Raw genomic sequence first — 25,637 nt, 5'->3', positions numbered from 1 at the left:
TAAGTAGAGGAAAGTCATGAGTTTTTGGGTGAAGGTTATCATTGTGAGTGTACCTTTGAGTGCTAATGTCGCGCTAGCAAACCATTGTGACCGTGAAAACTGGCAAGTACTGTTGGACCGCCAACTCTCATTTGAAGGGCGGTACAACCAATACACTAAAGAATTCAACCAAGTTCTCTCAACCTATAAATCACAAACGCTGTTATCCAAACATTTCACCAAAAAGCAGATCATTGAACTTTGGGCAAAGTACGAACAAAGGTTTAATTTACAGCTCAATAGTCATATGAATACCGCTTACGATGCCTCTGAGGTTCTATTAAAACAGGCATACGTTGTGTCTACCGAGCTAGATGGGACGGAATCTCTCATCCACTCATGGCAAGCCGTGGCTCAACACTGTGCTAAAGCAAAGCTACCGCGCCAAACTGAAAGCGCACAGTTGCACGTAACAAGCTCGCAATCACTCTCCCGAGATCTCCATACACTCAGTGAAAAGTTCCGTCAGCTGTCTTCAAAATACCGCAAAGAAGCCACGATGATTGACGAAGCACGCCACACAAACCAACCGACAAACGATGACCCAAACTGAAAACATTTCTAGGTTTCATCGCTTTCTCGACTGGATTTTTCCGATAAATATGCTTCCCTCAAGCCAAAATAGTCAGATAAGTCGTTAATCAAAGCTTTATCAATAAGTTGTAAAACTAATGTGCGAACTATCAACAATAAAGTTCAATTTCCGACCAATGCAAGCGAGCATATGAGATATTCATCACAAAATAGATTTACAAACGCCAAGAAATTGTTATCATGATTATTCATATAACTTAATAACAAGAAACATTTTGGCTAGGTAATATGCAAAAAACTATGGCTTTCAACTGCTTGAGTAACACGGAATGGACTGCGGAGATAAGAGGTAAACTTTTATCTGTAGCTAAACACATGGAAGAGTTCGGTTCAGTAAGTGAGCTAGAGCTATGTAAGATATTTGGAGAGACGATTTGGAATGACGGTGTGGATTATCATTCACATGCTTTCTCATTCAGAATTAACGCTCAAACTGGGGATTGTTCAATCTCTAACTTTAAGTATCACTAAGTTTTGCACCTATCATATACGGAGTGCCTTTCGCGAGGCGCTCCGTTTTTTATTGCTGCGCATCTGGTATTTCACGACAGTCTTTAAGAGCAGCAGCACCCTAGTTTAACAACGAAAGTCATTTCGTTTTCAGCTCATTTCACCCAAAGACGTATCCCCTACTACTGTTCAGTCAGTGTAAACCGGAAGTGGCGCATTGCCTTTCACCTGCCTAATCGCAAGATGGGTATGTATGTCTTTTACGTTGGAGAGTCGCTGTAGCTTTCTGGTAAACGCTTCGTAAGCCATCAAGTTAGGGCTGACAACTTCTAACAAGTAATCATAAGCCCCAGATACAACGTGGCAGCTGATGACCTCTTCCATCTCGACAACTGCACTTTCAAATTTGTCAATCGACACTTCTTGGTGGTTGTTCAAGCTCACCTCAACAAACACACTCATTGCGATGCCTACTTGTTCTCGTGACAGGCTCACACGATAACCATCAATAATCCCTTTTTCTTCCAGTCTTTTGATGCGCCTCGCGCACGGTGAAGCCGATAAGCCAACCTCATCAGCTAACTCAGCGGTGGTTAGCCTGCCGTCTTTCTGAAGCAACTCAAGAAGATGTCTATCAATCCTATCCATAGCAAATACCGATTATTGGTTAAATTCGTTAATAATTAGAGAAATATTAGCAGAAATCATCAACCACAACTTAAGTTAGAGCAAAACTTGCCAACTTGTGGCACACCAAGTGCCCCATAATGAGTCATCATCCACTTTCCTTGTATATTATGAAGCTTGGCTATTTATCTATTACTGTCACTCTGCTCATCTGGGCGAGCTTTTTCCTTTCTCTTAAAGGCGGCGCAAACTCAGATTTAACACCTGCAGACATCGCACTGACTCGATTCCTCATACCTGCATTGGTGCTATTGCCTTTAATGTGGAAAGCACGCGGTACAATCGCAGCTGTCCCGAATCGATACTTGGCTGGTATGTTTGTGGGGTGCGGGTTGCCTTATTTGCTCGTTGCAGGAACAGCCATGCAGTTTGTTCCGGTATCACACGGCAGTGCTTTGGTTCCGGGAACGCTTCCTCTGTTCGTAACAGGAATCGCGGTACTCTTTTTTAAACAACCGCTTAGCCGGCACCGTGTCGTTGGTTTAGGTCTTGTCTTACTCGGGATATTGTTGTTTCTAGGAAATAGCTTAAGCAGCTTCAACTTTGAATACACCAAAGGTCACTTGTTGTTTTTGTGCGGCAGCTTGATGTGGGCGACTTTTACCATCTCAGCACGTGTTGCCAACCTTAATGCGCTCGTGAGTGCAGGTTTTATCTCATTCTGTTCCACTTTACTACTACTGATCCTTATCCTTACAGGAACCCTCCCTAGCCATTTAATGAGTACACCAATTGCTCAATGGCCAGTCACAGAACTTGCCGTACATTCAGCGGTGCAAGGCGTCGGCGCAGGCCTAATAGCGGCATTCACTTATCTCTATGCTGTTAATACATTAGGAGCAGAGCGCTCAGCCGCCTTTGGCAGTGCAACACCTGCCGTTGCAACTTTGTTGGCGATCCCACTGTTCAACGAGATTCCGGATACGATGACTTGGTTAGCACTTGGTTCAATTTGTATCGGCAGCTTGGTCGCGAGCAACATTTTCATGAGAAACGACCAGTCTATGCAGTATCAACCGCCAAGCCATAGTAAAGCCTGATACTGCGTTCCAACCTAAATACAGTTCCCCTAAACATCAATTTTAGGGCTTGTAGTACACAGATAAGCCTACAAACGTAGGCTTATCTAAAATCTCCTTTTTCTGAGCTCGCTTCTCCATTAAACTGTCCGACCTTTTTGCAGATCCAAGAGAACACCATGCAACGCGATTACACTTTAACTTGCTTAAACAACATGCCTCGTGAAGAACTAGAAGAATTTAGTTTAAGAATGATTCATCGCCTTGTCCCTGAAGATGCAATGACGGAACTGTTTACGTTCGAACAGGAAGAAGTGACCAATGAAGAGCGTATGCAATCAGCGAAGTTTGATGCGATGCTTAGAATGACTGCAATCGCGCTGAGTGAAGTGAATCTTGCGTTTAGTGAGTCGGATAACTCACAACAAAACATCGAGCGCATGACTCGACTATTGCTTTGGCACTTCTATGCAATGTCGTTCAACCTTGAGCAAGCGATCAGCCTTGAAACTCACTGTGATAAAGTCGAGAAGATTTTGTTGAAAGCACCGACAGAAGCGTTTGGTTGGGTAAAAGAGCTAACAGAGTTGCTTCACTTCTATGCTGAAGTAAATGAAGGCAACGAAGACAAAAAAGACGCATAAAGTCCCTTCAACTTAAAAGCATCTCAACTTCTCAACTTAAAAGCTGCTCAACGAGTTGTTCGTTACTCAAGGAACAACTCGCCTATCCCCTAGAACGGCGGCAAGCAAAACGATATCGAAAGACATTGGAACTAAATCGAAGGCAGACAGGGCTATACCGAAGGCAAATAGAAACTTTGCTGAAATGAGTTTTCTGCTTTTGTTGTTTCTAAAACACTATGATGCAACATCAGTATCGACTGAGCGATTTTGGTGCCAATACCTAACGAACCATTAGGGGCCTCTCGTTCAACTTCATTATGGATAACGACCTTCACCCGTTTTGAATCCGATTCTAAACCTACATCTAACGACACCATTGTTCCACTCGGGCTATGCCTCAACGCATTATCTAGCAGATTCAAGATCAGCCTCTCAAGTAAATCACCGTCACCCACAGCCTTGATTCCAATAGGTATATTGACGTTCAACTCAACATTCTTATGGCGATACTGGCTTTGTATCGTTTCTAAGCATTCGTTCATCAACACATTAAAATCGATTGAAGCGTATTGATACTTAGGCACAGGATTATCATTTTTGGCGCTATCGAGTAGTGAATGGAGCTGTTCAGACAACTTGTTGCCATTGCGGTAAGCGACGTCAATCAACGGGTCTGACTTCGGATTTTGAATCTTCCACGTTTCTAGGTAGCCAAGAACACTCGATAATGGCGTTTTCAAATCATGACTGAGCTGTAATAAGCTTTGTCTTCGGTGTGATGACTGATACTCAAACTGCAAAAACTGTTGTTGGATGTGTTTCGCCATCAATTGATAAGAACGTGCAATGGGCACCAATTCTGGCACTTGATGGACAAAGTTAGGTTCCAATCTAAAATCTTGCTCAGCTTGTTGCTGCAATTTATTGGTTACCGCCTCTATTGGGTTCAACAGACTGCGTTTCACTAGCAGATAAGCTCCAATCGCAAAGCCAAAAATAGAAACCAGCACAAGCCCTACAAGTGCGATGTATGGTGTATCAACCTGAGAGTTGGTGATCACAGTATGGCGATTACTTCCTATCACCACATACAAATAACCCACCGTCGACCCTAGCTCTTCAATCGCCGCCACAGAAAATACTTTAGGAGAGCCTGGGTTGATCGGGTCTTCGCCCAAAATAGGATAAGGCTCGTCATTTAAGAACTGTTGAATGGGCGCTAGATCTATCTGATTGGCTAACACAGTGCCTTCAGGTGCTGCATTGGTGGTGATATTGCCCTGACTATCCAGAAAATAGATATCAAAATCAGGCCCTATCAACATCAAGGTATGGAATATAGATTTGAGTGCTTTGGGGTTGTAGTCGGTACCAATCATGAGAGGATTATCATCGCGCATATGAACCGCGAGCTCTTTATGTAAGCTCTGCTTAGTTCTTTGTTCTATGGTCTCTTTTTGCCAATGATAAGTGTAAGCTATCACCACACTCACGAGCAAAAACCACAAACTTGTGAACAGCACTAAACGCGATTTGAAACTCATGTTCTCTCCTCGATGGCTCGTAGGTCTTACTGGCTTTTTAGTAAACTTAGGGCGCGACACATAGACCTAAACTTTCGACTCAAACTTATAGCCAACACCCCAAACGGTTTTAATGAAATCATCATCACTATTGGGCATCGCAAGCTTGCTTCTTAGACGGTTGACCGTGCTACACACAGTATGGTGATAGCCAGAGTGATGAGTATTCCAAACATGATCGAGCAGCTCGTCTTTGCTATACACACGCCCCGGGCGGGTTGCTAAGAAGTGAAGTAAGGTAAACTCGGTAGCAGTAAGCGGTACATCTCGGTTATTGAGTGAAACCTGATGGCGTTCAGGTTGGATAGTGAGTCCACCAAAATTCATAATCGATTCTGTTGTCATAGCCTCTTGAGTGACTGATTCAACATGGCTTAAACGGCGAAGTACGTTCCTCACTCTTGCTTGAAACTCGAGAACGCTGAAAGGTTTCGTTATGTAGTCATCAACACCGGCTTCTAAACCTGACACCTTATCTAGCTCAGCATCCCTTGCGGTTAGCATGAGTACCGGCGTCCAATCTTCTTGCTGACGTAACATTCGACAAAAATCGAGTCCATCTCCGTCAGGCAAGCCACGATCCAGTACGATCAAATCGAAATGGCCATCTTTATAGAGCGCCTGAGCCTTTTCAATCACATTAGTTCTTATTACGTCATGGCCTTGGAACTTAAGATGCATCTGCACCAGTTCAGCTAAGTCATCATCGTCTTCAACCAGCAATATGTTTGCCATCAAATTTACCGCAGCACTATTCATGATCCCTGCTCTATTCGGAGTCTGCCTACCTTTCAATTGACCGGAACAGAGCAAGAATTCTTTCATCGTGCTTTCAACCCTATTATTCAGTTCGAGTAATGGTGATTCTTGCTCCTGGGTTGAGGAAACGATGGTTAGCACTTAAAGCAGACGTCGTAAGGCCGTCATCTTGGCTGATTACACCAGAGTGGAAACTCACTACATCCGTGTCGTCTCGTGTGGTATTAAAACCCTCACCACCGCCCGCAGGTCCCGGAATCGTTGCAGCAAGCTCGTCGTTCAATTCCGTTCCTGAATCCCAAACATTCATGTTCATCACAAAGTTATCACCCACGGCTAATGACTTAAGCGACAAACCGGATTCACCAACAAACGCATCATTGGTATTCACCAACATGGAAGCAACTGAGATATACCCTTCTTGATTTGGGTCAACACGAATAGACACCGTGTCTTGCTCACCTGAAAGAATCAGCCCATTGCCTGAGATGCCTTGATAAACATTGACGTCACTGTCACTGAGCGCAAGCAATTGTGCATTACTGCCTCCTTCCGCCAAGTATTCCAGATCGACAGAGGCACTTTGCCCGACTTCAAACAGATTGAAGCTATTATTGTGAGTCAATACCGCGAGGGGCGACATAGGTTGATTGGGCGTTAGGTTAGCAACACTGACATCGTAACGATAATAATCATCGTCATCGTCTGGACAACCTGCTAACACAGCTACTGATGCAGCAATAAATAGAATTCTAGCTTTCATACATCCCCCTTACTTCACAACAATGGTGATAGTTGCAACAGGGTTTAACCAACGATGGCTGCTGCTATCGAGGTCACTGATGCCGCCCGCCGCATAACTATCACCAATGTTACCCGGATGAATATGAACCTTAGCGTTTGACACTGCAGTTTCAACTCCGGTACCACCAGCACCAAAGGTAATAAATGGCGGGTTTGGCATGCTGCCCGCTAGCTCATCATTGGCTTCTGTGCCTGCGTCATAACCATTGAGGGTCGCTTTATAGGTGCCCGCTTGAGTTGGGATTTTCCAACTGTCTAAGCCAACAAAACCGTCGTTGGTTGGCAGCAGCATTGCACCCAATGACAAGTAAGCTAAATCACCAGTGTCGATATCAAACGTAGTTGCGACGCCCGGGTTAAGAATTCCGCTAGCTGGGTTTTCTACCACCACACCACCCGCGTTAGCAATCAAACTCGATAGACCTGAAATATCACCACCTTCGGCCATCGATTCTAATTCCGCAGAAGCACTCTCACCCGTTCTAAACATGAACAAGCTGGAGTCATGAGCGGCTGCCAAGATAGGCGTAAAGTAGATCCCTTTCGTTGCGTTGGTAACGGTCACCTCAAGCTCTGCAGCCTGAACCTGAGCCGCTCCGAAGGCCAACATAGCCGAGCTAATCACTAAGCTGATTTGAGTACGTTTGTTCATTTTGATTCCATCCTTTATCGAGTCCTATCGTTGCCAACAAAACTAATAACAGCAATATACCGTTACATTTGCCAGAACGAACTGTGGTGTTGTTGACTCTAAGAATGGCGATCAAATCTATCAGCAACTTCCTTGAATTATCATAAAAGTCTCACAAATTTATTATTATCCAGAGAATTAGGCATAAGAAGCTGATATTTAAATAGAACTCTCGTTCTAGAAGAGAGATATATAGAAGAATACATGGATGAATAACAGCGCTAACCAAACGTAAAAAGGCCCAATCGATATATCGACTAGGCCTTTCATCTGATGGGCAAAGTTATCTCAGGAAAGCTCTATTCGCCTTCAACTGAGCTAGCACCACCTATTTAGAATGCGTAGTTTGCGTCAACAAGTTCGCTTACTTCAACTTTGCTTACTTCTGCGCGAGCTTCAAGCCATTGTGCAACTTGCAGTTGCTCAGCTTCTGTCACTGAACGGTAGCGCTCAATAGAACATAAGAAACCTTCGAAGAGCTCTAAACCACCGCCACCAAAGCACAGGCCGATGCTGTCTATAAAATCGATAAATTCATCGATGAACACATCGTATTGGTCAAAATCAGCAATCGAAGTCGTGCAGCTTACCTCAAAACCTAGAATAGCGAATTCACCTAGGTATAACTTCTTGCGTAGGCGGCGATTTTTGTTTTCGATTTTATCTAATTTCATAACTGTCTCTCTTTTCGTTTGATAAAGCATTTATACACAGTTCTCCGTTAATTCCCAAGAGTTTTGTATTGCACGAGAGGGTTAGCAGCAAAAATCGTGCTACAGAAACAAAACCTTAATCAAAACTATAAAAATCTGTCACTTAACTGCTTCACGATTGCTCACACATCAGCCCAAGTTATTAACCAATTCATTAGTAAGTGGGTAAGTCATAAATAACGAATAATAAAGTCAGCCAACAGGAAGCAGTCCCGATGAGCAAGGAAACATTTGATAGCACTCGTTTTAACAAGAGCAACAACAAGCCTTTCGAAGAAGTTCTAGATGCGAACCTTTCAAGAAGAAACGTTCTGAAAGGCGGTTTAGGCATCAGTGCAATGACCGCCTTTGGCGCGTTTGGTTTAGCAGGCCACAGCACGGCTAACGCTACGACAATGCAAGCAACGGGCGCCCAAAAAAGCACTGCAACACTTGCATTCGAATCGGTTAAAGGATCATTGACAGACAGTGTCGTTGTACCAAAAGGCTATACAGCACAGGTATTAGTTCCTTGGGGTACTCCACTTAACAAGCAAGGCAAGGCTTGGTTAAAAGACGGCACCAACAACGCACAAGATCAAGCCAACGCATTAGGCATGCATCACGATGGCATGCACTTCTTCCCGCTTAATGGCAACAGCAATGATGGCTTATTGGTGATCAACCACGAATACATCGACCAAAAAGCGCTGCACGCCAACGGCCCAACATACAACGAAGGCGCTCGCCCTAGCCTTGATGAAGTACGTAAAGAGATCAACGCGCACGGCGTGAGTGTTGTTCGAGTGAAACTGGAAGGCAACCAATGGGTGATGGTTGATAACGATCCACTGAACCGCCGCTACACAGGCGCAACAGTAATGGATCTGTCTGGTCCTGTTGCTCACAGTGAATTTACCAAAACCAAGTTCTCACAAGACGGCAGCCAGGCTCGCGGCACGCTGAACAACTGTGGTAATGGCTACACGCCATGGGGCACTTACCTAACGTGTGAAGAAAACTGGCCGGGTTATTTCGTTAACAAAGGCGAGACAACGCCAGCGCAAGAACGTATTGGTATCGCAACCGACAAAACACGTTACGGTTGGGATACGCTTTCAGGTAACAAACAAGAACGCTTAGACGAATTTGCACGCTTTGACGTAACACCAACAGGTGAGTCAGCAATGGACGATTACCGTAACGAAGCACACGGTCACGGCTACATTGTTGAAATCGACCCATACACAGCAAACTCTCGCGCTAAGAAACGTTCTGCACTGGGTTGTTTCCGCCATGAAGGCTGTACGTTTGGTAAGTTGACCGAAGGCGAGCCAATCGTATTCTACTCTGGTCACGATTCTCGCTTTGAATACCTCTACAAATTCGTTTCTGAAGAGAAATGGGACCCACGTGACGCAGATCCAAGCAATCGCCTAAGTGCGGGTGACAAGTACATGGACAAAGGCACATTGTATGTGGCTAAGTTCAATGATGACGGTTCAGGTACTTGGCTACCACTGACTCTGAGCAGCAAGACTACGAACGGCGGCAAGCTAGGTGATGCATTTGACTCTCAAGCAGCGCTTATCATCAATACAGCAGGCGCAGCCGACCTTGTTGGTGCAACGCCAATGGATCGCCCTGAATGGTGCTCTGTTGACCCGATGACAGGTACCGCTTACCTAACGCTGACTAATAACAACAAGCGTAAAGAAGCGAACTCAGCGAACCCTCGCGTAAACAACAAATTTGGTCATGTTATCCGTTGGGATGAAGGCAAAACAGCAGGCGAGTTCGATTGGGATATCTTCGTATTTGGCTCTCCAGCTGTGGAAGACAAGTCTATTAACCGCTCTGGTCTAACAGACATGAACCAATTCGCGAGCCCTGACGGCTTAGCGTTTGATGCTCGTGGCATCTTGTGGATTCAGACAGATAACGGCGCAGATGAAGTAACGGGTTACACCAATGACCAAATGCTGGCAGTGGTTCCATCTCAGTTAACTGATGACAACGGCAACAGCGCGGTGATTGATGCAAACAACCAAGCACAGCTTAAACGCTTCTTTGTTGGTCCTAACGGTTGTGAAGTAACTGGCTTTACCATTAGCCCAGATTTCAAATCACTGTTTGTAAATATTCAACACCCTGCAAACTGGCCATCGTCAGACGATGCGACGGCTCAAACTCAAGGCAATGTTCGCCCAAGAGCATCTACGGTTGTGATTCGTCGTGAAGACGGCGGTGAAATTGCCGTTTAATCAGGGAACTAAAGCTGGTCTCTTTGATATCTATAGTGACTAAAAACGGCTCACTCTAAATACGTTACAACGAAAAAGAGCGATAAGGTTAAATACCCTATCGCTCTTTTTATATTCTATTCATTCTTCGGTTTAAGTAAGAGTCCGAGCTTTCAAAACTCCTCATCAGCCCAAGTACTCGTCATCCTCGAGAAGGAGGAATGACTGACCCGAGGAGCTGTACCCGTTATCGCAGCTCAGAATTAGCTAACGAACAACCACACACCAACGCCCATCATCAGCGTACCTGCGATACGGTTCATCAACTTGACGTTATCGGCTTTACCCAGCATATGTTTTAAGCTCTTTCCGCCTGTCGCGTACAAGGTCATGCAGACAAATTCAGAAACCAGAATAATAGACACTAAAATCAACAATTGCGGGGCTAAGTCTTTATTACTGTTAATGAAAGGAGGCAATAACGAAATCATGAATGCCCAGCCTTTAGGATTCGCGATTGCCGTTACAAAGCCTTGCACCACCAAATCCCAATCATTACTGACTTTAGTTGTTTGGTTGTCAGTACTGATCGCCAATTTGCCTCTTGAACGCCACATCTGAACGCCTAGATAGAACAAGTAAGCTGCACCAACAAATTTGAAGCCCGTAAATAGCCACGGGTAGTTCAACATAATAGATGCAATACCCAATACCGCAGCAATGGAAACCACCGCAACACCAGCCAATTCACCGATCATCATCCATAATGTACGCTTGTATCCAACACTCATTCCTAGCGTCAACGCCAAAGTCATACACATGCCGGGCGTGATTGACACAAAGAAAAAAGTGGGAATAAAAGCCCAAAGTAGCGCGCTGTCCATATTATTACCTTATCGACTTATTTTTATTTGAGTGTTTAGCTCGTTGAGCTGTCTTTGTAAGGAGTGACCTTGTATTTAGCGACACAACGAAAAAGAGCCACAATACAGTGGCTCTTTTTCATTACCAACCGTAATTTTACTTACGACGGTTTTTAATTCGCTTCATCATAGTCAAACGACGTTCAGCGCTTGCTTGATCTTGAGGCTCTTCGCTCGCATTGTTCTTGCGACCCTGACGGTTTTTGTAAGCCGATTTTGTGTTCAACTTCTCGATGTAAGCATCACGTTTCTTCGGTTCATAACCTGGTTGTTCGACACGGCGAATACGTTGTTGAATCAGTGTTTCAACTTGAACAACAGTCAGCTCTTCTTCGCGGTTAACGAAAGAAATCGCGTGACCTTGTTTACCAGCACGACCTGTACGGCCAATACGGTGAACGTAATCTTCCGCTAGGAAAGGCATATCGTAGTTAATTACGTGTGGTAAGTCTTCGATATCAAGACCACGAGCCGCAACGTCGGTTGCTACCATTACGCGCGCTCTGCCTTCTTTAAAGTCATCCAGAGCACGACGACGAGCGCTTTGCGCTTTATCACCGTGACAAAGTACCGCTTTAATGCCGTCTAGCTTAAGCTCTTTTACCACATCATTCGCTGTTTCTTTGTAGTTCACGAATACAAGAACTTGGCGCCAGTTTTTACGGCCAATAAGCTCAGAAAGCAGTTCTGTTTTACGCTCTTGATCTACTGGGTAAACCACGTGACCAACAGTAGCAGCCGTTGAGTTTTCACGCTCAACACTAATACGTTTTGGTTTACGTAAAATATCAACAGACAATTGGTTTAACTGAGTAGAAGTCGTTGCCGAGAACATCATGATTTGCGGCGATGTTTCTACATCCAACATGATCTTACGAACGGCATTGATAAAGCCCATATCAAGGATACGGTCAGCTTCATCGAATACTAGAAACTCTAGGTTTGCGATAGACACGTTACCCGCTTCTAAGTGCTCTTCTAAACGGCCTGGTGTTGCAACCAAAATATCAACACCCAGTTCTAGTTGACGAACTTGTGAAGACATCTTGTTACCACCGTAAACCGCAGAAACGCTTAGTTCAGTGTATTTAACATAGTCTTTAATGTTTTGAGCGATCTGCGCAGCTAGCTCACGAGTTGGTGCAAGAATTAGGCCACGAGCCGTACCACGAGATACTTTTTTACCGCTATTCAAAAGACTCTGAATAACAGGCAATGAGAATGCCGCTGTTTTACCCGTACCGGTTTGAGCAGTAGCAAAAATATCATGGCCTTTACGAGCCATTGGAATCGCTTTTTGTTGAATTGGAGTGAGTTTTTCATAACCACACTCAGTCAACGCTTTGACTAATTCAGGAGCAAAACCTTGAGAAGAAAATGACATTGTTACGGGTTCCTTAAGCAGACAGCCTACATTCTTATTTCAGCCGAGCACTATAAAGTAATTAGAGTGATTTATCTCACATTTATCGTGATATAACGCAAACTTTCTCATTTAATCTGGTGTTTACTTCACCACCCGCGAAGCAAACACCAGAATCATCGTTTCAAACAGGATAATTGAGCTATTTGATACCACACAGCTTAAGCAAGATCTGTTCGAGCTCAGCCCAAGGCATCTGTTGTGAGTCAATCACTTCAAGTCGAGATTCGAAGCCATCAAGGGAAATTTCATTCACTGATACGACTTGATTCGCCACGTTAAACGCGTAACAACCTTGGTCAGTATTCACCACCGCTTTTACACGCTCAGCCGTTAGATCCGACAACATAGAGAATAGCTCATCAAAATCAAATTTATGCTCTGCGCCAAATAGCCAACCACAACTAAAGTAGCCTTGTCCTTTGTTCTCCTTTCGGATGAAAGCTTCACCGGGAGGAAGTTGGAATTGAGGCTCTTGTTCAGCGTGATCGTGATGGTGCGATTCAATATGAGAGGAAGCACTGCCATATACTCTTTCAATATCCAACACTTCCAATGGCACTTCACCATCGTGGATTAGCTTGTGGAAGACTTTGGCTGGCGTTTGATCCGTCACCCAATCATTGAACACATCGATGTCTTCAGAATGAACAAGGTCAACCTTAGTACCAAGAATCACATCTGCACTGTCCAGTTGATCATTGAAATTCTGATTCAACGTGTACTTTTCATTGGATAAGTTTCGTGGGTCCACCAAGCCAAGCGTCGCTTTTAAATCAACATAAGGTGTGTATTGATCTGAAGTTAGTGTCGCAATAACCTGTTTAGGGTGACCAAGCCCAGTTGGCTCAATCAATAAACGGTCTGGCTTTTGGCGCAGCAAAGCATTAATGCCCACCGACATAGGCACACCTGCTGTACAACACATGCAACCACCCGGTACTTCTTTAATCAAAGCACCTTGATCCGTCATCAATGCGCCATCGATGCCAATTTCTCCGAACTCATTAACCAGAACAGCCCAGTTTTCATTCTCAGGTTTGTTTTTTAGTAGGTTCAAAATAGCGGTCGTCTTACCGACACCCAGAAAACCCGTAATTATGTTTGTAGGAACTTTTTTGGTCATATCAGTTCTCCTTTTTCAGGGAGTATATACTCAATCACCGAAAAGTTGACCCCAATCGATTGTTTATACTGAGATTCATTAATAGAGATATGGCGCAAATATAATCAGAAGAGATAAGAGTAGAGATAAATAGAGGGCAAATAGATAAGTAGATGCGAAAGTTGGATGCTCCAGACGAACTAAAGGCGTACTTACTCAGTACGCCTCACCCTCGTTACTCAATCGTGAGTTCGCGAATCAGGAAGCCTTAAATATCGACCTGAACATTTAACGAGGAACTAAAACTTTGTTTCTGAATCCATCCAAATTGTGTGTAAAACCTCACTTCTCCTTGCGGTTCGTTATGTTGCTTTACGATTTAACTATGGTTCATTTTTGGGAATATTCAAGCCACCACCAGAGAATCGATCAAAATTGTGACGGCGATTCCACAATTGCCCATAGATTCCATTTATGTAACACGCACATTCCATAAATGAAATTCAACTTTTCATCTTTGCTGCTATAGGATATGCAGAGGACGCGTATAATTTACGACAAACCCGCCTTAACCCATTCAGGAGCCTTATCTAAATGACCAGAAGAGAGAAAATTAAGCAATCCTTATTAGCCAAAATGCCAAGGGATGCTATTAATCAATTTCTCTCAAGAGATAAGACACCCGCTTCCGTTCTCTTTCTTTCTTGTATTGTAGGTATACTTGCTGGTGTGGTGGGTACCTATTTCGAAGTCGCGGTTCATTTCATCACAGAAACTCGCACCGACTGGCTTAAAGATGAAATCGGTAGCTATTTACCCCTTTGGCTTGCCGCTTTCCTTATTAGTGCTGCATTTGCCTTTATTGGTTACTTCCTCGTTCATCGCTTTGCTCCAGAGGCTGCAGGCTCAGGCATCCCTGAAATTGAAGGGGCGATGGACGGTATGCGCCCTGTTCGATGGTGGAGAGTATTGCCAGTAAAATTCTTTGGCGGTATGGGCGCATTAGGTTCTGGTATGGTTTTAGGTCGAGAAGGACCAACCGTTCAAATGGGCGGCAGTATTGGTCGCATGGTCACCGATATCTTTCGGGTCAAAGATGACGACACTCGGCACTCACTATTAGCTTCGGGTGCCGCAGGTGGTTTAGCCGCCGCATTCAATGCACCACTGGCTGGCATCATGTTTGTAGTCGAGGAGATGAGACCACAGTTTCGCTACTCACTCATATCAATTAAAGCCGTCATCATCTCCGCGGTTTCAGCCAACATCGTTTTTCGATCAATCAACGGACAGTCTGCCGTTATCACAATGCCTCAATACCAACCGCCTGAACTGGATGCTCTGTGGTTGTTCTTGTTGTTAGGCGTGTTGTTCGGCCTGTTTGGTGTGATTTTCAATAAGCTGATTACACTCTCGCAAGACCTGTTTGTGGCAATACACAAGAATGACCGTAAACGCTACTTAATGACAGGTTCCCTGCTGGGCGGTTGCTTTGGCTTATTGCTGCTCTATATACCTGAGTTGACTGGCGGTGGTATTGGTATCATCCCGAACATCACTAATGGCAACTACAGCGCAAACGTGCTGCTGTTAATCTTCTTAGGGCGCGTGCTCACCACGCTACTTTGTTTCGGCTCTGGTGCACCGGGTGGTATCTTTGCACCAATGCTTGCTCTAGGAACGCTCTTTGGTTACGCGTTTGGGCTTATCGCGGCGGCATTCTTCCCTGAACTGAATATAGAGCCGGGTATGTTTGCGATTGCTGGCATGGGCGCATTATTTGCCGCCACCGTACGAGCGCCTATCACTGGCATACTGTTAGTTATTGAAATGACCAATAACTACTATCTCATCCTACCGTTGATCATCACCTGCTTGGGCGCAGTAATCATTGCTCAGATGTTAGGAGGTCAGCCAATTTATAGCCAATTACTCAACCGTACGCTCAAAAACGAGAAACTAAGACAGCAAGACCTCCCTCAGCAAGAGGAAGTACGTTAACGACATTGAGAACGGTAGTTCAAATGTGGAACTTAAACGTAACTCGTCAAGTTCCACTAATACAGTCAAGTTCCATTGATACATGAGCAAACCCAGCTCGGTATTTATAAATCACTCAAAAAATAAAGCACACTTTCCTCGTGCTTAATGTCCCGATTTCGTATCAAAATCAAAAAAGCAAACGTTAAACTTGCTATCATCCACTCAAAATTATTTGAGTGTCCTTAACATCTATTGAGGACACAACTGAGCGCTCACTCTAGAGCAAAAATTCTATAATTGACTCATATTATATAAACAGCTCACATTCTATAAATAACTAGTTGGAGAAAGACGTTGAACTGGAGAAGGTTAACCCAAGTAAAAAATGTGCCGCCATCTCAGGCGTCTTTGGCACTTGGTGTTATTGGACTAGGACAAGCTTGGGCATTATATCTGCCTGGGGTTGGTGAGATCATTCGCCCTTACCTTGCTGCATTTGGCGCACTGTTATTGCTACCCGTTTTACTTCGTTATCTCACCAGCTTTAATACTTTCATCAATGACATTCGTCATCCGCTTAGTGGAAGCTTGATGGCACCAATGAGCATGGCGTTATTGATTCTATGCGACTATTTAGCCGAAATCTCTCCAGTCATTGCTTACCCAGTCTGGTTCTGCGCGTTGTTATTACATTTTACCATGATGGTGTTGTTCTTTAGTTTCCAGATCATCAACTTCAAAATGTCGAACATTGTACCGAGTTGGTTTCTGTATCCGGTGGGGTTAATCAGCAGTTCCTTAGCAGGTTCACAATTTGGGCACACCGTTTTTTCAGAAACACTTGCGGCCACTTGTATCGGTATCTATTTCCTAATGCTGCCAGTGGTGTTGTACCGATTGGTATTCGAAGGAAACCTGCCACGCCGAGCAAGACCAACCTTAGCCATCATGGCAGCACCTGTGAACCTGTCTTTAGCGGCTTACTTGGTTAACTTCGACAACCCAGACCCTATTCTAACAGGCGCGTTGGCTGGCATTGCCATTACCATGACGCTACTGATCTACTTGTGTTACATACGATTGATGCGTCTGAAATTCCAACCTTCGATTGCTGCCGTCACTTTCCCTTCCGTGATCAGCGCTATTGCCATGCATCGTCTAACTACGTTTTTCGGCGCGGAATACCCACAATGGTATTGGCTGCACAAGTTTGGTTTCTTCGAGCTAACCATCGCGACTATCCTAGTGATTTGGGTTGCAGGTGGTTACGTGAAGATGTATTGGCCGGAGTTTTTTGATACTGACTACATGTCTAAAAAGGTCAAACGTTCTTAGACCGAAGCTAGAAGAGCTTAGTTTGCTCGACCGAATTCTCCAATATTCGATATTTCAGACACGAGAACCAAACAAAAAAAGGCCTCACAATGTGAGGCCTTTGAATAGGCAAGGTGTTAATAGTTCAGGCGAGTGTTAATAGAACTGGCGAGAGCTATTAGAAGTTAGCGTGAGGGCCAAATACTTCGTAGTGTACGCGTGAGCGATCTACTTTAAGTGCGTCTAACTGCTCTACGATGTTCTTCATGAAACCAACAGGGCCACAGATATAGAAATCACTCTCTTCAAAGCCTTGAGTATCAGAGATAGACGCTAGATCCATCTGACCTTGATGTGTGTTCTCACAAGCAGACTCGTCTTTGTTCATGTACCACGTTTTCGCTTCCCAACCTTTGTCAGCAACAATATCTTTAACACGAGTCGTGAAAGAGTGTTGGCCTACGTTTTCACAAGCGTGAAGGTAAAGTACTGGCTCGTTTTTATCTTCCGTGTTTAGGAACTCAAGCATAGACTGCATTGGCGTTACACCAACACCTGCAGAGATGAGCGTTACTGGCTTGCTGCGCTCTTGATACATAAAGTCACCTGCTGGTGCGTATAGGCTAACTTCATCGCCGATAGCAACGGTATCGTGCATGTGGTTAGAAACAACACCTTGCGTTTCTTGACCTTGGCCTTCACGCTTCACAGAGATACGGTAGTATTTTCCGTTCGGCTTGTCTGACAGTGAATACTGACGAATTTCGCTGTATTGTGCGCCTTCAGGTTTCACTTCAATGCCGATGTATTGACCTGGTGTGTAATCCAAAACCTCACCGCCATCTTTTGGCTGTAAGATGAAGCTTGTTACGAGTGCTGACTCTTCGATCTTGTCTGCGATTACAAACGCACGTGCTGCTTCCCAACCGCCAACAGCCTGCTTGCGCTGTAGATAAAGTTCAGCTTCACGGTCGATGAATACTTGCGCTAAGAATAGGTAAGCGGCAGTCCATGCTTCTTCTACTTCTGGAGTAAATGCCTCAGTAGCTAATTCACGCAATGTTTCAATCAGGTGCAAACCAACAATTTGGTAGTGCTCTGGTTGAATGTTAAAGCTTGTGTGTTTCTGTGCAATACGTTCAACCGCGGTGGTTAGCGCCGCTAGGTTTTCAATATTTTTAGCATAAGCCGCGATAGCTTCAAACAGTGCCACACCTTGGCGACCTGTTCTTTGGTGAGTCATATTGAAGATATCTTTTAATTCAGGGTTATGCGTGAACATACGTTGATAGAAGTGTTGAGTTAAAGCAGGGCCTGCGCTTTCTAAAAGAGGAATCGTCGATTTGATGATGTTGATATGTAGATTGTTTAGCATTGATTTACTCCGAACACTTAGTCTTTTGACCACTTGAGTCAGATTGACTAGTTTTATTTAAAGATGACTTTATACAAATTCATTCTCAATGAGCTCTCTGGCTGCATTTTTTATGAGAATCACGTGGACTGATAAATGAGCATTAATTGATTCAAATCAACTATAGGTCGGTTATTCAGTCATATAGACAACACGTAATGGACACATTGCACAAACGGTGCCAACATGCGAAAGCTTGCTGTGTCTGGCATCCTTTCAAAAATTCACTTCAAACTTTAGTCAAAAAGACCTTTTTTTTGTGTCATAAAGACTCTACCATGTATAAAAATACAAACAGTATGAGCCCTTTATGCAAGACATCTCAGCATCCACTCTCATGGAAATGACCATTGGTTTAGCCAGCGGTGTGAACGATCAAGACCGTTTTAATCGCCTAATCGATGCCATTCGTAAAACCATAACGTGTGATTGCGTCGCGCTTTTAAGCCTTCAAGGCGACACGCTAGTACCCATCGCAATGCAAGGGCTCAGTCGAGATACATTCGGTCGCCGCTTTATCATTTCGGAACACCCTCGCTTTGATGCGATTTGCGCATCACGCTCTCCTGTTCGTTTTGATGCTGATAGCTCATTGCCTGATCCTTTCGATGGCTTACTGATAGACCACGACGGCGATTTGCCAATGCATGCCTGCATGGGTTTGCCTCTGCTGTTTGGTGACAAATTGTTAGGAGTGCTAACCCTAGACAGCCTAAAACCTGATGTCTTTGCGAATATTCCTGCTCGTAACCTAGAAGTTCTCGCTGCTATTGCGGCTTCAACCATGCAGATGGCGATGACTTTCTCGCAACTTGAGCATCAAGCAAAACAGTCAAAGCAATTACTGGAAGAGTTGAACGTAGAAGCGTGGGAACGTGACGGCGGCGAGTTAATTGGTAACAGTGACACCATGGTCGCGCTTAAGAACGACATCGCGGTTGTAGCACCGTCTGAGTTTAATATTCTGATTCATGGTGATACTGGTGTTGGTAAAGAGCTCGTTGCTCGTACCCTGCACCACCAATCGCAACGTAAGCGTAATCCGCTGGTCTACGTGAACTGTGCTGCTATTCCTGAGAACTTGGTAGAGAGTGAACTATTTGGTCACGTTCGTGGCGCATTTACTGGCGCAGACAAAAACCGCTTAGGTAAGTTTGCCCTAGCCGACGGCGGCACTCTGTTCTTAGATGAAATTGGTGAATTGCCTTTGGCAGCACAAAGTAAGTTACTGCGTGCGCTGCAAAACAACGAAATCCAACCTGTAGGCCAAGACAACATCCAAACCATTGATGTTCGTGTTCTGGCTGCAACCAACCGAGACTTAAAGCAAGAAGTTGAAGACGGTCGATTCAGAGCCGACTTGTATCACCGACTTAGTGTGTACCCTATCGCGGTACCTGCATTGAAAGAGCGCGGTGACGACATCAGCTTATTAGCTGGTTTCTTCCTAGAACAAGCGCGCCGTAAGCTTGGTATCAACCAAGTTAAGTTCCGTTCTGATGTTCTGGTATTCCTAAACCGTTACGGTTGGCCAGGTAACGTTCGTGAGCTTGAACACGTTATCAGCCGTTCAGCACTGAAAGCATTGGCTCGCAGCACTAACAAAAACCTCGTTACAATCACTAAAGAAGATTGTGGTCCACTCGACCAAGATCAACCGATTGCGACGACACAGGTAAAAAACACACCATTATCGACACCAACGATCGACCTATCCGCTGGTTTACGTGGCGCGACGGACGATTTTCAACGCAGCATCATTACTGAAGTGTTGGAAGATGCTAACTTTAACTGGGCGCAAGCAGGACGAGTTCTGAAAACAGACCGAGCAAATCTGACTCGACTGTCTAAGCGTTTAGGACTAAATGTGGCTAAGTCTCACACGATCGAACGGACAAAATAGATATTAGCGGTTTGTTGCGAGCATCTAGCAAAACTTGTGTATATAATGCTGCAAATTGTAACGCTAATTTTAAATATGTAGAGAGAGTTATGAAGTTTATCCGTTGGTTCTTAGGTCGTGTCATCTTGTTATTGAATTTTGTATTCAGCCCACGTGGTGTGAAGCGTTCTCAAGAAGAGCAAAGCAAAGTGAATGAGCAGGCAAAGACGCACACGTTATACCAATTCGAAGCGTGCCCATTTTGTGTAAAAGTGCGCCGCGCGATGAAACGTCAATCGGTTCAATTTGAACTTCGTGATGCAAAGAACAATGATCAACACCGTGCAGAGCTTGAAGCTGGTGGCGGTCGCGTTAAAGTGCCTTGCCTACGTATCGAAAAAGACGGCAAAACTGAGTGGATGTATGAATCTTCGGATATCGTTACTTACTTAGAAAAGCAGTTCGCATAAGCTAACCTGCGTAACGAAAGTCAGATACAAAAAATCCCTCAAATATGAGGGATTTTTTATGTCTATTATTTGGAACTCGTCGCTTTCAATTTAGGGAAGAAAGCTCAAATGACTACTTCGACACAATCAGCATCAATTCTACACGGCGATTACACGCCTTGCCTTGCGGAGAAGCGTTAGTACAAGCAGGTACGTATTCGCCAAAGCCGCGAGTGTAAATAGCACGACTCGAAACATAGTTACTTTCCAAGCGCGCTTTCACTTCTTTTGCACGTAGCTCAGAAAGCGGATCATTAACACGATCACTGCCCGTGTTATCAGTATGGCCCTCAATCACCACATCAATGTCTTGGCGTTGAGAAAGGTAACTGCCTAAAGTATCCAGCCATTGATTGTAGGCTGGCTCAGGGAATGCCGAACCCGTTTTAAAGTTCACGTGCTGTTCCAGCTTTACCATCACATGGTTGCCCGGCAGTACTTCAAAGTCGATACGGTTTTGTCTTAAAAAAACTTCCAGTGGGTCATTAGTCGAGACACCACGTCCATAGTTGGTTGTGATGGTTTTTTGTTGATGAGTGCTGTTCTGGACTGAGTAACTGCGATTGCTCGCTACAGATGTCGTTTGAACCACACCCCATTCAGGATGCATAAGGTCGTAATCGGTTTGCGGAGCAGTTTCTAGCAGATCGTCACCTAACATACCCGTTGGTAACGTCGTTTCACACCCTGCCAAAGCTATGCTTAACATTATCGCTAAATATCTCATTACTTCACCAACCACTCATGCAGATAAACCATTCACTAATGTCTATATCGGCACCGAGGGAAAAACTTTAGACAAAAACTTTATACGAAAAGAAAGCACATCCCAAAAAAGTGCTTTTGATCACAGTTAACCGTCAACTAGCCTGTCATCACCCGCTAGTTCCAACTGTTTGCATTTATTTACCTTATAATTGTTTTCCAATTCGTACTAAATAGTTAGAATCTCACGACTTCTCAACGCTAGAGCAAACATTATGTTTAAACCATTTACTAAATTCATCACAGCACTCGCTGCCGTACTTATTATTGCGGGTTGTAGTGAAACAGACGAGCCACAGAAAGGCGTTCAATACGAAGCACTTCCTACTGCTCTAACTGAATTTAACCTGTCTCCGATCACTGAAATCTTCTCTTTAAACTGTGGTCACTGTCGTCAAATGGAAAGTGCAATTCCAGAGATTGAGTCGCTAACAGGCCAAACTATTGGCAAGATGCACGTAACGTTCAATGAAAGTGCTCAAATCAGCGCAATGATCTACTACACAGCAGTGATGCAACTTGACGCGACACCTGACCACGCGTTCATGGACGACCTATTTGGTGCCGTTCAAATGGGTGCAGATGCAACGCCAGAACAGCGTCAACAAGCACTAGAGACAGCGTTCACTTCTCGTGGTTTGGTTAGCCCATACCAACTGAATAAAGAACAGCAAGTTGCTCTATTTGACTACGTTAAGAAAGCAGAAGAGATCTCAGTAAAAGGTCAAATCAACTCAGTACCAACATTTATCATCAACGGTAAATACCAAGTACTCACTGCAGGTCACCAAGATGTTGCTGGCATCGCAAAAACGATCAACTACCTTTTGACTCAACCCTAATCACGGCTTTAGCCCATTGATTAACACACTCTGTATTAACTGCGAAATTCTGCATTAACTATGAAATACAGCATTAACTATAAATAGGTTTTACTATGTCTAAATTTATCATCCCGGTCATTGTCTTTATTTTGGCTGGCTTCATGATCTACCGCACTTGGATGAATCATAAATCTGGCGAAGAAAATATCGAGCAAGGCCAACAGTTTCTTGTCGAAAACGGTGCTAAAGAAGGGGTTGTTACGACTGAAAGCGGTCTTCAATACCTTGTACTTGAAGAAGGTACAGGCACAGAGCACCCAACTAAGAACAGTAAAGTAACGGTTCACTACCACGGTACACTTATCGACGGCACTGTTTTCGACAGCTCTGTTGAGCGCGGCGAGCCAATCTCATTTGCTCTTAAGCAAGTAATCAAAGGCTGGCAAGAAGGTTTGACTTACATGGTTGAAGGCCAAAAAGTTCGCCTGTTTATTCCGAGCCAATTGGCTTACGGTAAGGGCGGTTCAGGCCCTATCCCACCGTCATCAACTCTGATTTTTGATGTTGAGTTAATCTCTATCAAATAACCGAAGTGACTGATATAAGCCCCAACATACAAGCTATGTTGGGGCTTTTTTATATGTGAACATTTGAAAGCACTTTGGCACTTTGGCTATTTAGCTACTTTAACAACGACCAAATATACCCTCAAAAATCGACCACTAGACGACTGGTCTAATTTGAATTATAGTACTGCCCATGAACGAAAAAACGAATGACACACGCCTGCATGTTTTAGATGTTGGCTACCAATTAATAGTGAACAACGGCTTTAACGGCGTTGGCTTATCGCAATTGCTTAAAGAAGCGGACGTGCCGAAAGGGTCGTTTTACCACTACTTTAAATCGAAAGAGCAATTTGGCGAGGCTCTGATCCAACACTATTTTGAGACCTACATCAGCAGAGTTGAAACTATTTTGGTTCATGGCGAAGGAAACCATTACCAGAGAATCATCAGTTATTTCACTCGATGGTCACAGATTGAAAACGGTACCTGTAACGCTCATAAATGCTTAGTCGTTAAGCTCAGCGCTGAAGTTTCTGATCTTTCTGATCCTATGCGTCAAGCCTTGCTAAAAGGGGCTGAAAAAGTGACCTCTACGATACAACACTGTGTTGCTGGTGGTATTGAAGATGGCTCCATTAAAGTTGAAGACAGCCAAGAAACCGCTCAAAATCTATATTCTATGTGGTTGGGCGCAAGTTTGTTGAGCAAACTAAGCCAGAGCTCAAGCAGCTTAGAATCAGCTTTAAACCTAACCCAACAGATTTTAAAAGGTAAAAACTAACCACGTACTGTGTTTAGTCTTTATTAACGACAGATAACCCGCCCTCTTATCAATTTGATGACGGCGGGATTTTTAGACAACAAGACTAGACGACTGGTCTAATTCCAAATAAACATAATATAAAATTAAGGATATCCAATGACTCAACAAGACAATCGCCGCATCGTATTGGCTTCTCGCCCAGTTGGCGCACCGACTCAAGATAACTTCCGTTTAGAGTCAGTAGCCGCACCAACAATTCAAGATGGCGAGATGTTACTTCGCTCAGTTTATCTTTCTCTAGACCCATACATGCGTGGTCGTATGAGCGATGCTAAATCTTACGCAGACCCAGTTGCGATTGATGAAGTGATGGTTGGTGCAACCGTATGTCAGGTTGAAGAATCAAACCACGCTGATTACGAAATTGGCGAGTGGGTACTGGCTTACACTGGTTGGCAAGATCTTGGTGTGTCTAACGGTGAAGGCCTCATCAAACTAGGCAAAGAACCAACGCACCCTTCTTATGCACTTGGCATTATGGGTATGCCTGGCTTTACGGCTTACATGGGTTTGCTTGATATCGGCCAACCTAAACAAGGCGACACGCTAGTCGTTGCGGCGGCAACAGGTGCAGTAGGCGCAACCGTTGGACAAATCGGCAAACTAAAAGGCTGTCGTGTTATCGGCATTGCGGGTGGTCAAGAGAAGTGTCAGTACGCGAAAGACGTGCTTGGCTTTGACGAATGTATCGACCACAAAGCTGACGACTTCGCGGAACAACTGGCTAAAGCATGTGACAACGGCATCGACGTTTATTTTGAAAACGTTGGCGGCAAGGTTTTCGATGCCGTAATGCCATTGCTTAACACCGGTGCTCGTATTCCTGTATGTGGCCTTATCTCTCAATACAATGCGACATCACTGCCTGAAGGCCCGGATCGCATGTCTAGCCTTATGGGTATGCTGCTGGTCAAGCGTATTAAGATGCAAGGCTTCATTATCTTTGATGACTACGCGCACCGTTACAACGAGTTTGCTGTGCAAATGACTGAATGGTTGTCTCAAGGCAAGATGCATTACCGTGAGCACCTAGTTGAAGGCCTAGACGAAGCGCCACAAGCATTCATGGGTCTATTAGAAGGCCAAAACTTCGGTAAGCTTGTTATCAAAACAAACGAAGCCAAATAAATTCAAAAACTGAACCCGTTAGTTAACTAGGTAGAATCATGATTACTTTGCATCACCTGAATAAATCACGCTCAAAGCGTATCATCTGGCTATTGGAAGAGCTTGGCGTGGATTACCAAATCAAACCATACCAACGAGACAGTGTCACTTTTCTTGCGCCACCAGAACTTAAATCCATTCACCCATTGGGTAAATCTCCTGTCATTGAAGACGATGGCGTCGTGATCACTGAATCTGGTGCGATCACGGAGTACCTAATCGACAAATACGGTCAGGGTAAGTTCGCACCTACACGCGGCACCGCAGACTACGTGGAATACTCACAGTGGCTTCACTTCGCTGAAAGCTCAGGTATTTTGCCAATGTTGCTTAAGATCTTTGTAATGAAAGACGGCTGTGAGACTAACTTCCTAGGCGGTTATGCCGACGACGAAAACCAAAAGATCTTAACTTACGTGAATAATGCACTTGAAGGTAAAACCTACTTGGTTGCAGACACACTAACAGGTGCAGACTTTATGATGTCGTTCATCGTAGAAATCGTTGGTAACTTTGGTGCAACTGCGCTTTACCCTAACATTGCTAAATACGGTAAGCTTTTGGCTGACCACCCTGCTTACCAAAAAGCAGAGCAAGTAGAGCTAGAACACTCGAACTGATCGAGTTTCAATCAAGCTCGGACGCGCTTAGGATAAGCACAAGCAACTAAATGAAGCCAAAGCCGATTTATCTTTCGCTTTGGCTTCTCATTTGCCTTCATTTCGTCAACAATACCGAACTCTAACTGA

The 25,637-nt window shown here is 44.3% G+C and carries 25 protein-coding genes; 14 read left to right on the top strand and 11 right to left on the bottom strand.

Annotated features, from left to right (window positions below; genetic code table 11):
- The first annotated feature begins 16 nt into the window (after window positions 1–16).
- Together AC3CIA_RS22110 and AC3CIA_RS22105 are read left to right on the top strand one after the other, a co-directional pair.
- The gene (locus tag AC3CIA_RS22110; RefSeq protein ID WP_488519080.1) at window positions 17–592 is read left to right on the top strand and encodes a hypothetical protein; all 576 of its coding nucleotides are present in this window, start codon (window positions 17–19) and stop codon (window positions 590–592) included.
- Window positions 593–861: 269 nt separating this feature from the next.
- Entirely contained in the window at window positions 862–1,104 is a 243-nt protein-coding gene (locus AC3CIA_RS22105) for a hypothetical protein (protein ID WP_017062621.1), read from the top strand.
- Window positions 1,105–1,272: 168 nt separating this feature from the next.
- On the opposite strand, the gene AC3CIA_RS22100 is transcribed toward AC3CIA_RS22105, so the two are convergent.
- Window positions 1,273–1,731 (bottom strand): Lrp/AsnC family transcriptional regulator, encoded by a 459-nt coding sequence (locus tag AC3CIA_RS22100; RefSeq protein WP_009845472.1) that lies wholly within the window; start codon window positions 1,729–1,731, stop codon window positions 1,273–1,275.
- 149 nt (window positions 1,732–1,880) lie between these two features.
- Between AC3CIA_RS22100 and AC3CIA_RS22095 the strand changes: the two genes are divergently transcribed.
- Complete coding sequence (locus AC3CIA_RS22095; RefSeq protein ID WP_488519655.1) at window positions 1,881–2,810, top strand: DMT family transporter; 930 nt, start codon at window positions 1,881–1,883, stop codon at window positions 2,808–2,810.
- Window positions 2,811–2,947: 137 nt separating this feature from the next.
- Window positions 2,948–3,433, top strand: coding sequence for an exoribonuclease R (locus tag AC3CIA_RS22090; RefSeq protein ID WP_081279987.1), 486 nt, complete (start codon window positions 2,948–2,950; stop codon window positions 3,431–3,433).
- Window positions 3,434–3,585: 152 nt separating this feature from the next.
- Here the strand turns inward: AC3CIA_RS22090 and AC3CIA_RS22085 are convergent, their stop codons facing one another.
- The 5 genes from AC3CIA_RS22085 to AC3CIA_RS22065 form a co-directional block, all read right to left on the bottom strand.
- Window positions 3,586–4,959 (bottom strand): sensor histidine kinase, encoded by a 1,374-nt coding sequence (locus tag AC3CIA_RS22085; protein WP_488519079.1) that lies wholly within the window; start codon window positions 4,957–4,959, stop codon window positions 3,586–3,588.
- Between the two features lie 66 nt (window positions 4,960–5,025).
- Window positions 5,026–5,757: a response regulator transcription factor gene (locus tag AC3CIA_RS22080; RefSeq protein WP_488519078.1), complete on the bottom strand. Its 732-nt coding sequence runs from the start codon at window positions 5,755–5,757 to the stop codon at window positions 5,026–5,028.
- Window positions 5,758–5,839: 82 nt separating this feature from the next.
- Complete coding sequence (locus AC3CIA_RS22075) at window positions 5,840–6,520, bottom strand: spondin domain-containing protein (protein WP_488519077.1); 681 nt, start codon at window positions 6,518–6,520, stop codon at window positions 5,840–5,842.
- Window positions 6,521–6,529: 9 nt separating this feature from the next.
- Window positions 6,530–7,213, bottom strand: a complete 684-nt coding sequence (locus tag AC3CIA_RS22070; protein ID WP_488519076.1) for a spondin domain-containing protein — start codon at window positions 7,211–7,213, stop codon at window positions 6,530–6,532.
- A gap of 371 nt (window positions 7,214–7,584) precedes the next feature.
- Window positions 7,585–7,926 carry a YggL 50S ribosome-binding family protein gene (locus AC3CIA_RS22065; protein ID WP_004731398.1) on the bottom strand — a complete coding sequence of 114 codons (342 nt, stop codon included), beginning with the start codon at window positions 7,924–7,926 and terminating at the stop codon, window positions 7,585–7,587.
- 254 nt (window positions 7,927–8,180) lie between these two features.
- On the opposite strand from AC3CIA_RS22065, the gene AC3CIA_RS22060 reads away from it, so the two are divergent.
- The gene (locus AC3CIA_RS22060; protein ID WP_488519075.1) at window positions 8,181–10,208 is read left to right on the top strand and encodes a PhoX family protein; all 2,028 of its coding nucleotides are present in this window, start codon (window positions 8,181–8,183) and stop codon (window positions 10,206–10,208) included.
- A 242-nt stretch (window positions 10,209–10,450) separates the two neighbouring features.
- Here the strand turns inward: AC3CIA_RS22060 and AC3CIA_RS22055 are convergent, their stop codons facing one another.
- From AC3CIA_RS22055 to AC3CIA_RS22045, 3 genes are all read right to left on the bottom strand, one after another.
- A complete protein-coding gene (locus AC3CIA_RS22055) occupies window positions 10,451–11,071 on the bottom strand; it encodes a LysE family translocator (protein ID WP_004731394.1) in 621 nt (206 codons plus the stop codon).
- 136 nt (window positions 11,072–11,207) lie between these two features.
- On the bottom strand, window positions 11,208–12,494 hold the full coding sequence (locus AC3CIA_RS22050; protein WP_488519074.1) for a DEAD/DEAH box helicase: 1,287 nt from the start codon (window positions 12,492–12,494) through the stop codon (window positions 11,208–11,210).
- A gap of 181 nt (window positions 12,495–12,675) precedes the next feature.
- Complete coding sequence (locus tag AC3CIA_RS22045) at window positions 12,676–13,659, bottom strand: CobW family GTP-binding protein (RefSeq protein ID WP_488519073.1); 984 nt, start codon at window positions 13,657–13,659, stop codon at window positions 12,676–12,678.
- A gap of 573 nt (window positions 13,660–14,232) precedes the next feature.
- Between AC3CIA_RS22045 and clcA the strand changes: the two genes are divergently transcribed.
- Window positions 14,233–15,639 (top strand): H(+)/Cl(-) exchange transporter ClcA, encoded by a 1,407-nt coding sequence (clcA, locus tag AC3CIA_RS22040; protein WP_488519072.1) that lies wholly within the window; start codon window positions 14,233–14,235, stop codon window positions 15,637–15,639.
- Between the two features lie 336 nt (window positions 15,640–15,975).
- On the top strand, window positions 15,976–16,956 hold the full coding sequence (locus AC3CIA_RS22035) for a TDT family transporter (RefSeq protein WP_017078300.1): 981 nt from the start codon (window positions 15,976–15,978) through the stop codon (window positions 16,954–16,956).
- Between the two features lie 157 nt (window positions 16,957–17,113).
- Here AC3CIA_RS22035 and hmpA read toward each other — a convergent pair whose 3' ends face one another.
- On the bottom strand, window positions 17,114–18,310 hold the full coding sequence (gene hmpA, locus AC3CIA_RS22030; RefSeq protein WP_473578326.1) for an NO-inducible flavohemoprotein: 1,197 nt from the start codon (window positions 18,308–18,310) through the stop codon (window positions 17,114–17,116).
- A 349-nt stretch (window positions 18,311–18,659) separates the two neighbouring features.
- On the opposite strand from hmpA, the gene norR reads away from it, so the two are divergent.
- Together norR and AC3CIA_RS22020 are read left to right on the top strand one after the other, a co-directional pair.
- A complete protein-coding gene (gene norR / locus AC3CIA_RS22025; RefSeq protein ID WP_237298188.1) occupies window positions 18,660–20,252 on the top strand; it encodes a nitric oxide reductase transcriptional regulator NorR in 1,593 nt (530 codons plus the stop codon).
- An 89-nt stretch (window positions 20,253–20,341) separates the two neighbouring features.
- Window positions 20,342–20,701: a glutaredoxin family protein gene (locus tag AC3CIA_RS22020; RefSeq protein WP_004731371.1), complete on the top strand. Its 360-nt coding sequence runs from the start codon at window positions 20,342–20,344 to the stop codon at window positions 20,699–20,701.
- A 112-nt stretch (window positions 20,702–20,813) separates the two neighbouring features.
- Here the strand turns inward: AC3CIA_RS22020 and AC3CIA_RS22015 are convergent, their stop codons facing one another.
- Window positions 20,814–21,449, bottom strand: a complete 636-nt coding sequence (locus AC3CIA_RS22015; protein WP_029222001.1) for an OmpA family protein — start codon at window positions 21,447–21,449, stop codon at window positions 20,814–20,816.
- Between the two features lie 271 nt (window positions 21,450–21,720).
- On the opposite strand from AC3CIA_RS22015, the gene AC3CIA_RS22010 reads away from it, so the two are divergent.
- The 5 genes from AC3CIA_RS22010 to AC3CIA_RS21990 all read left to right on the top strand — a co-directional run bounded on the left by AC3CIA_RS22010 (window position 21,721) and on the right by AC3CIA_RS21990 (window position 25,508).
- Window positions 21,721–22,347 carry a thioredoxin domain-containing protein gene (locus AC3CIA_RS22010; RefSeq protein WP_237298189.1) on the top strand — a complete coding sequence of 209 codons (627 nt, stop codon included), beginning with the start codon at window positions 21,721–21,723 and terminating at the stop codon, window positions 22,345–22,347.
- Between the two features lie 95 nt (window positions 22,348–22,442).
- Window positions 22,443–22,916 (top strand): BamJ family beta-barrel-assembly machinery protein, encoded by a 474-nt coding sequence (gene bamJ / locus AC3CIA_RS22005; protein WP_004731366.1) that lies wholly within the window; start codon window positions 22,443–22,445, stop codon window positions 22,914–22,916.
- Between the two features lie 172 nt (window positions 22,917–23,088).
- Window positions 23,089–23,679 (top strand): TetR/AcrR family transcriptional regulator, encoded by a 591-nt coding sequence (locus AC3CIA_RS22000; RefSeq protein WP_029222534.1) that lies wholly within the window; start codon window positions 23,089–23,091, stop codon window positions 23,677–23,679.
- Window positions 23,680–23,817: 138 nt separating this feature from the next.
- Window positions 23,818–24,849 (top strand): NADP-dependent oxidoreductase, encoded by a 1,032-nt coding sequence (locus AC3CIA_RS21995; RefSeq protein WP_488519071.1) that lies wholly within the window; start codon window positions 23,818–23,820, stop codon window positions 24,847–24,849.
- Window positions 24,850–24,887: 38 nt separating this feature from the next.
- Window positions 24,888–25,508, top strand: a complete 621-nt coding sequence (locus AC3CIA_RS21990) for a glutathione S-transferase family protein (protein WP_237288816.1) — start codon at window positions 24,888–24,890, stop codon at window positions 25,506–25,508.
- Window positions 25,509–25,637: the final 129 nt, after the last annotated feature.

This window comes from Vibrio sp. QJM3NY_27 (assembly GCF_057785955.1).
Note: the sequence above shows the minus strand (reverse complement) of the source record. Positions and strands in the feature narration are given on the sequence as shown.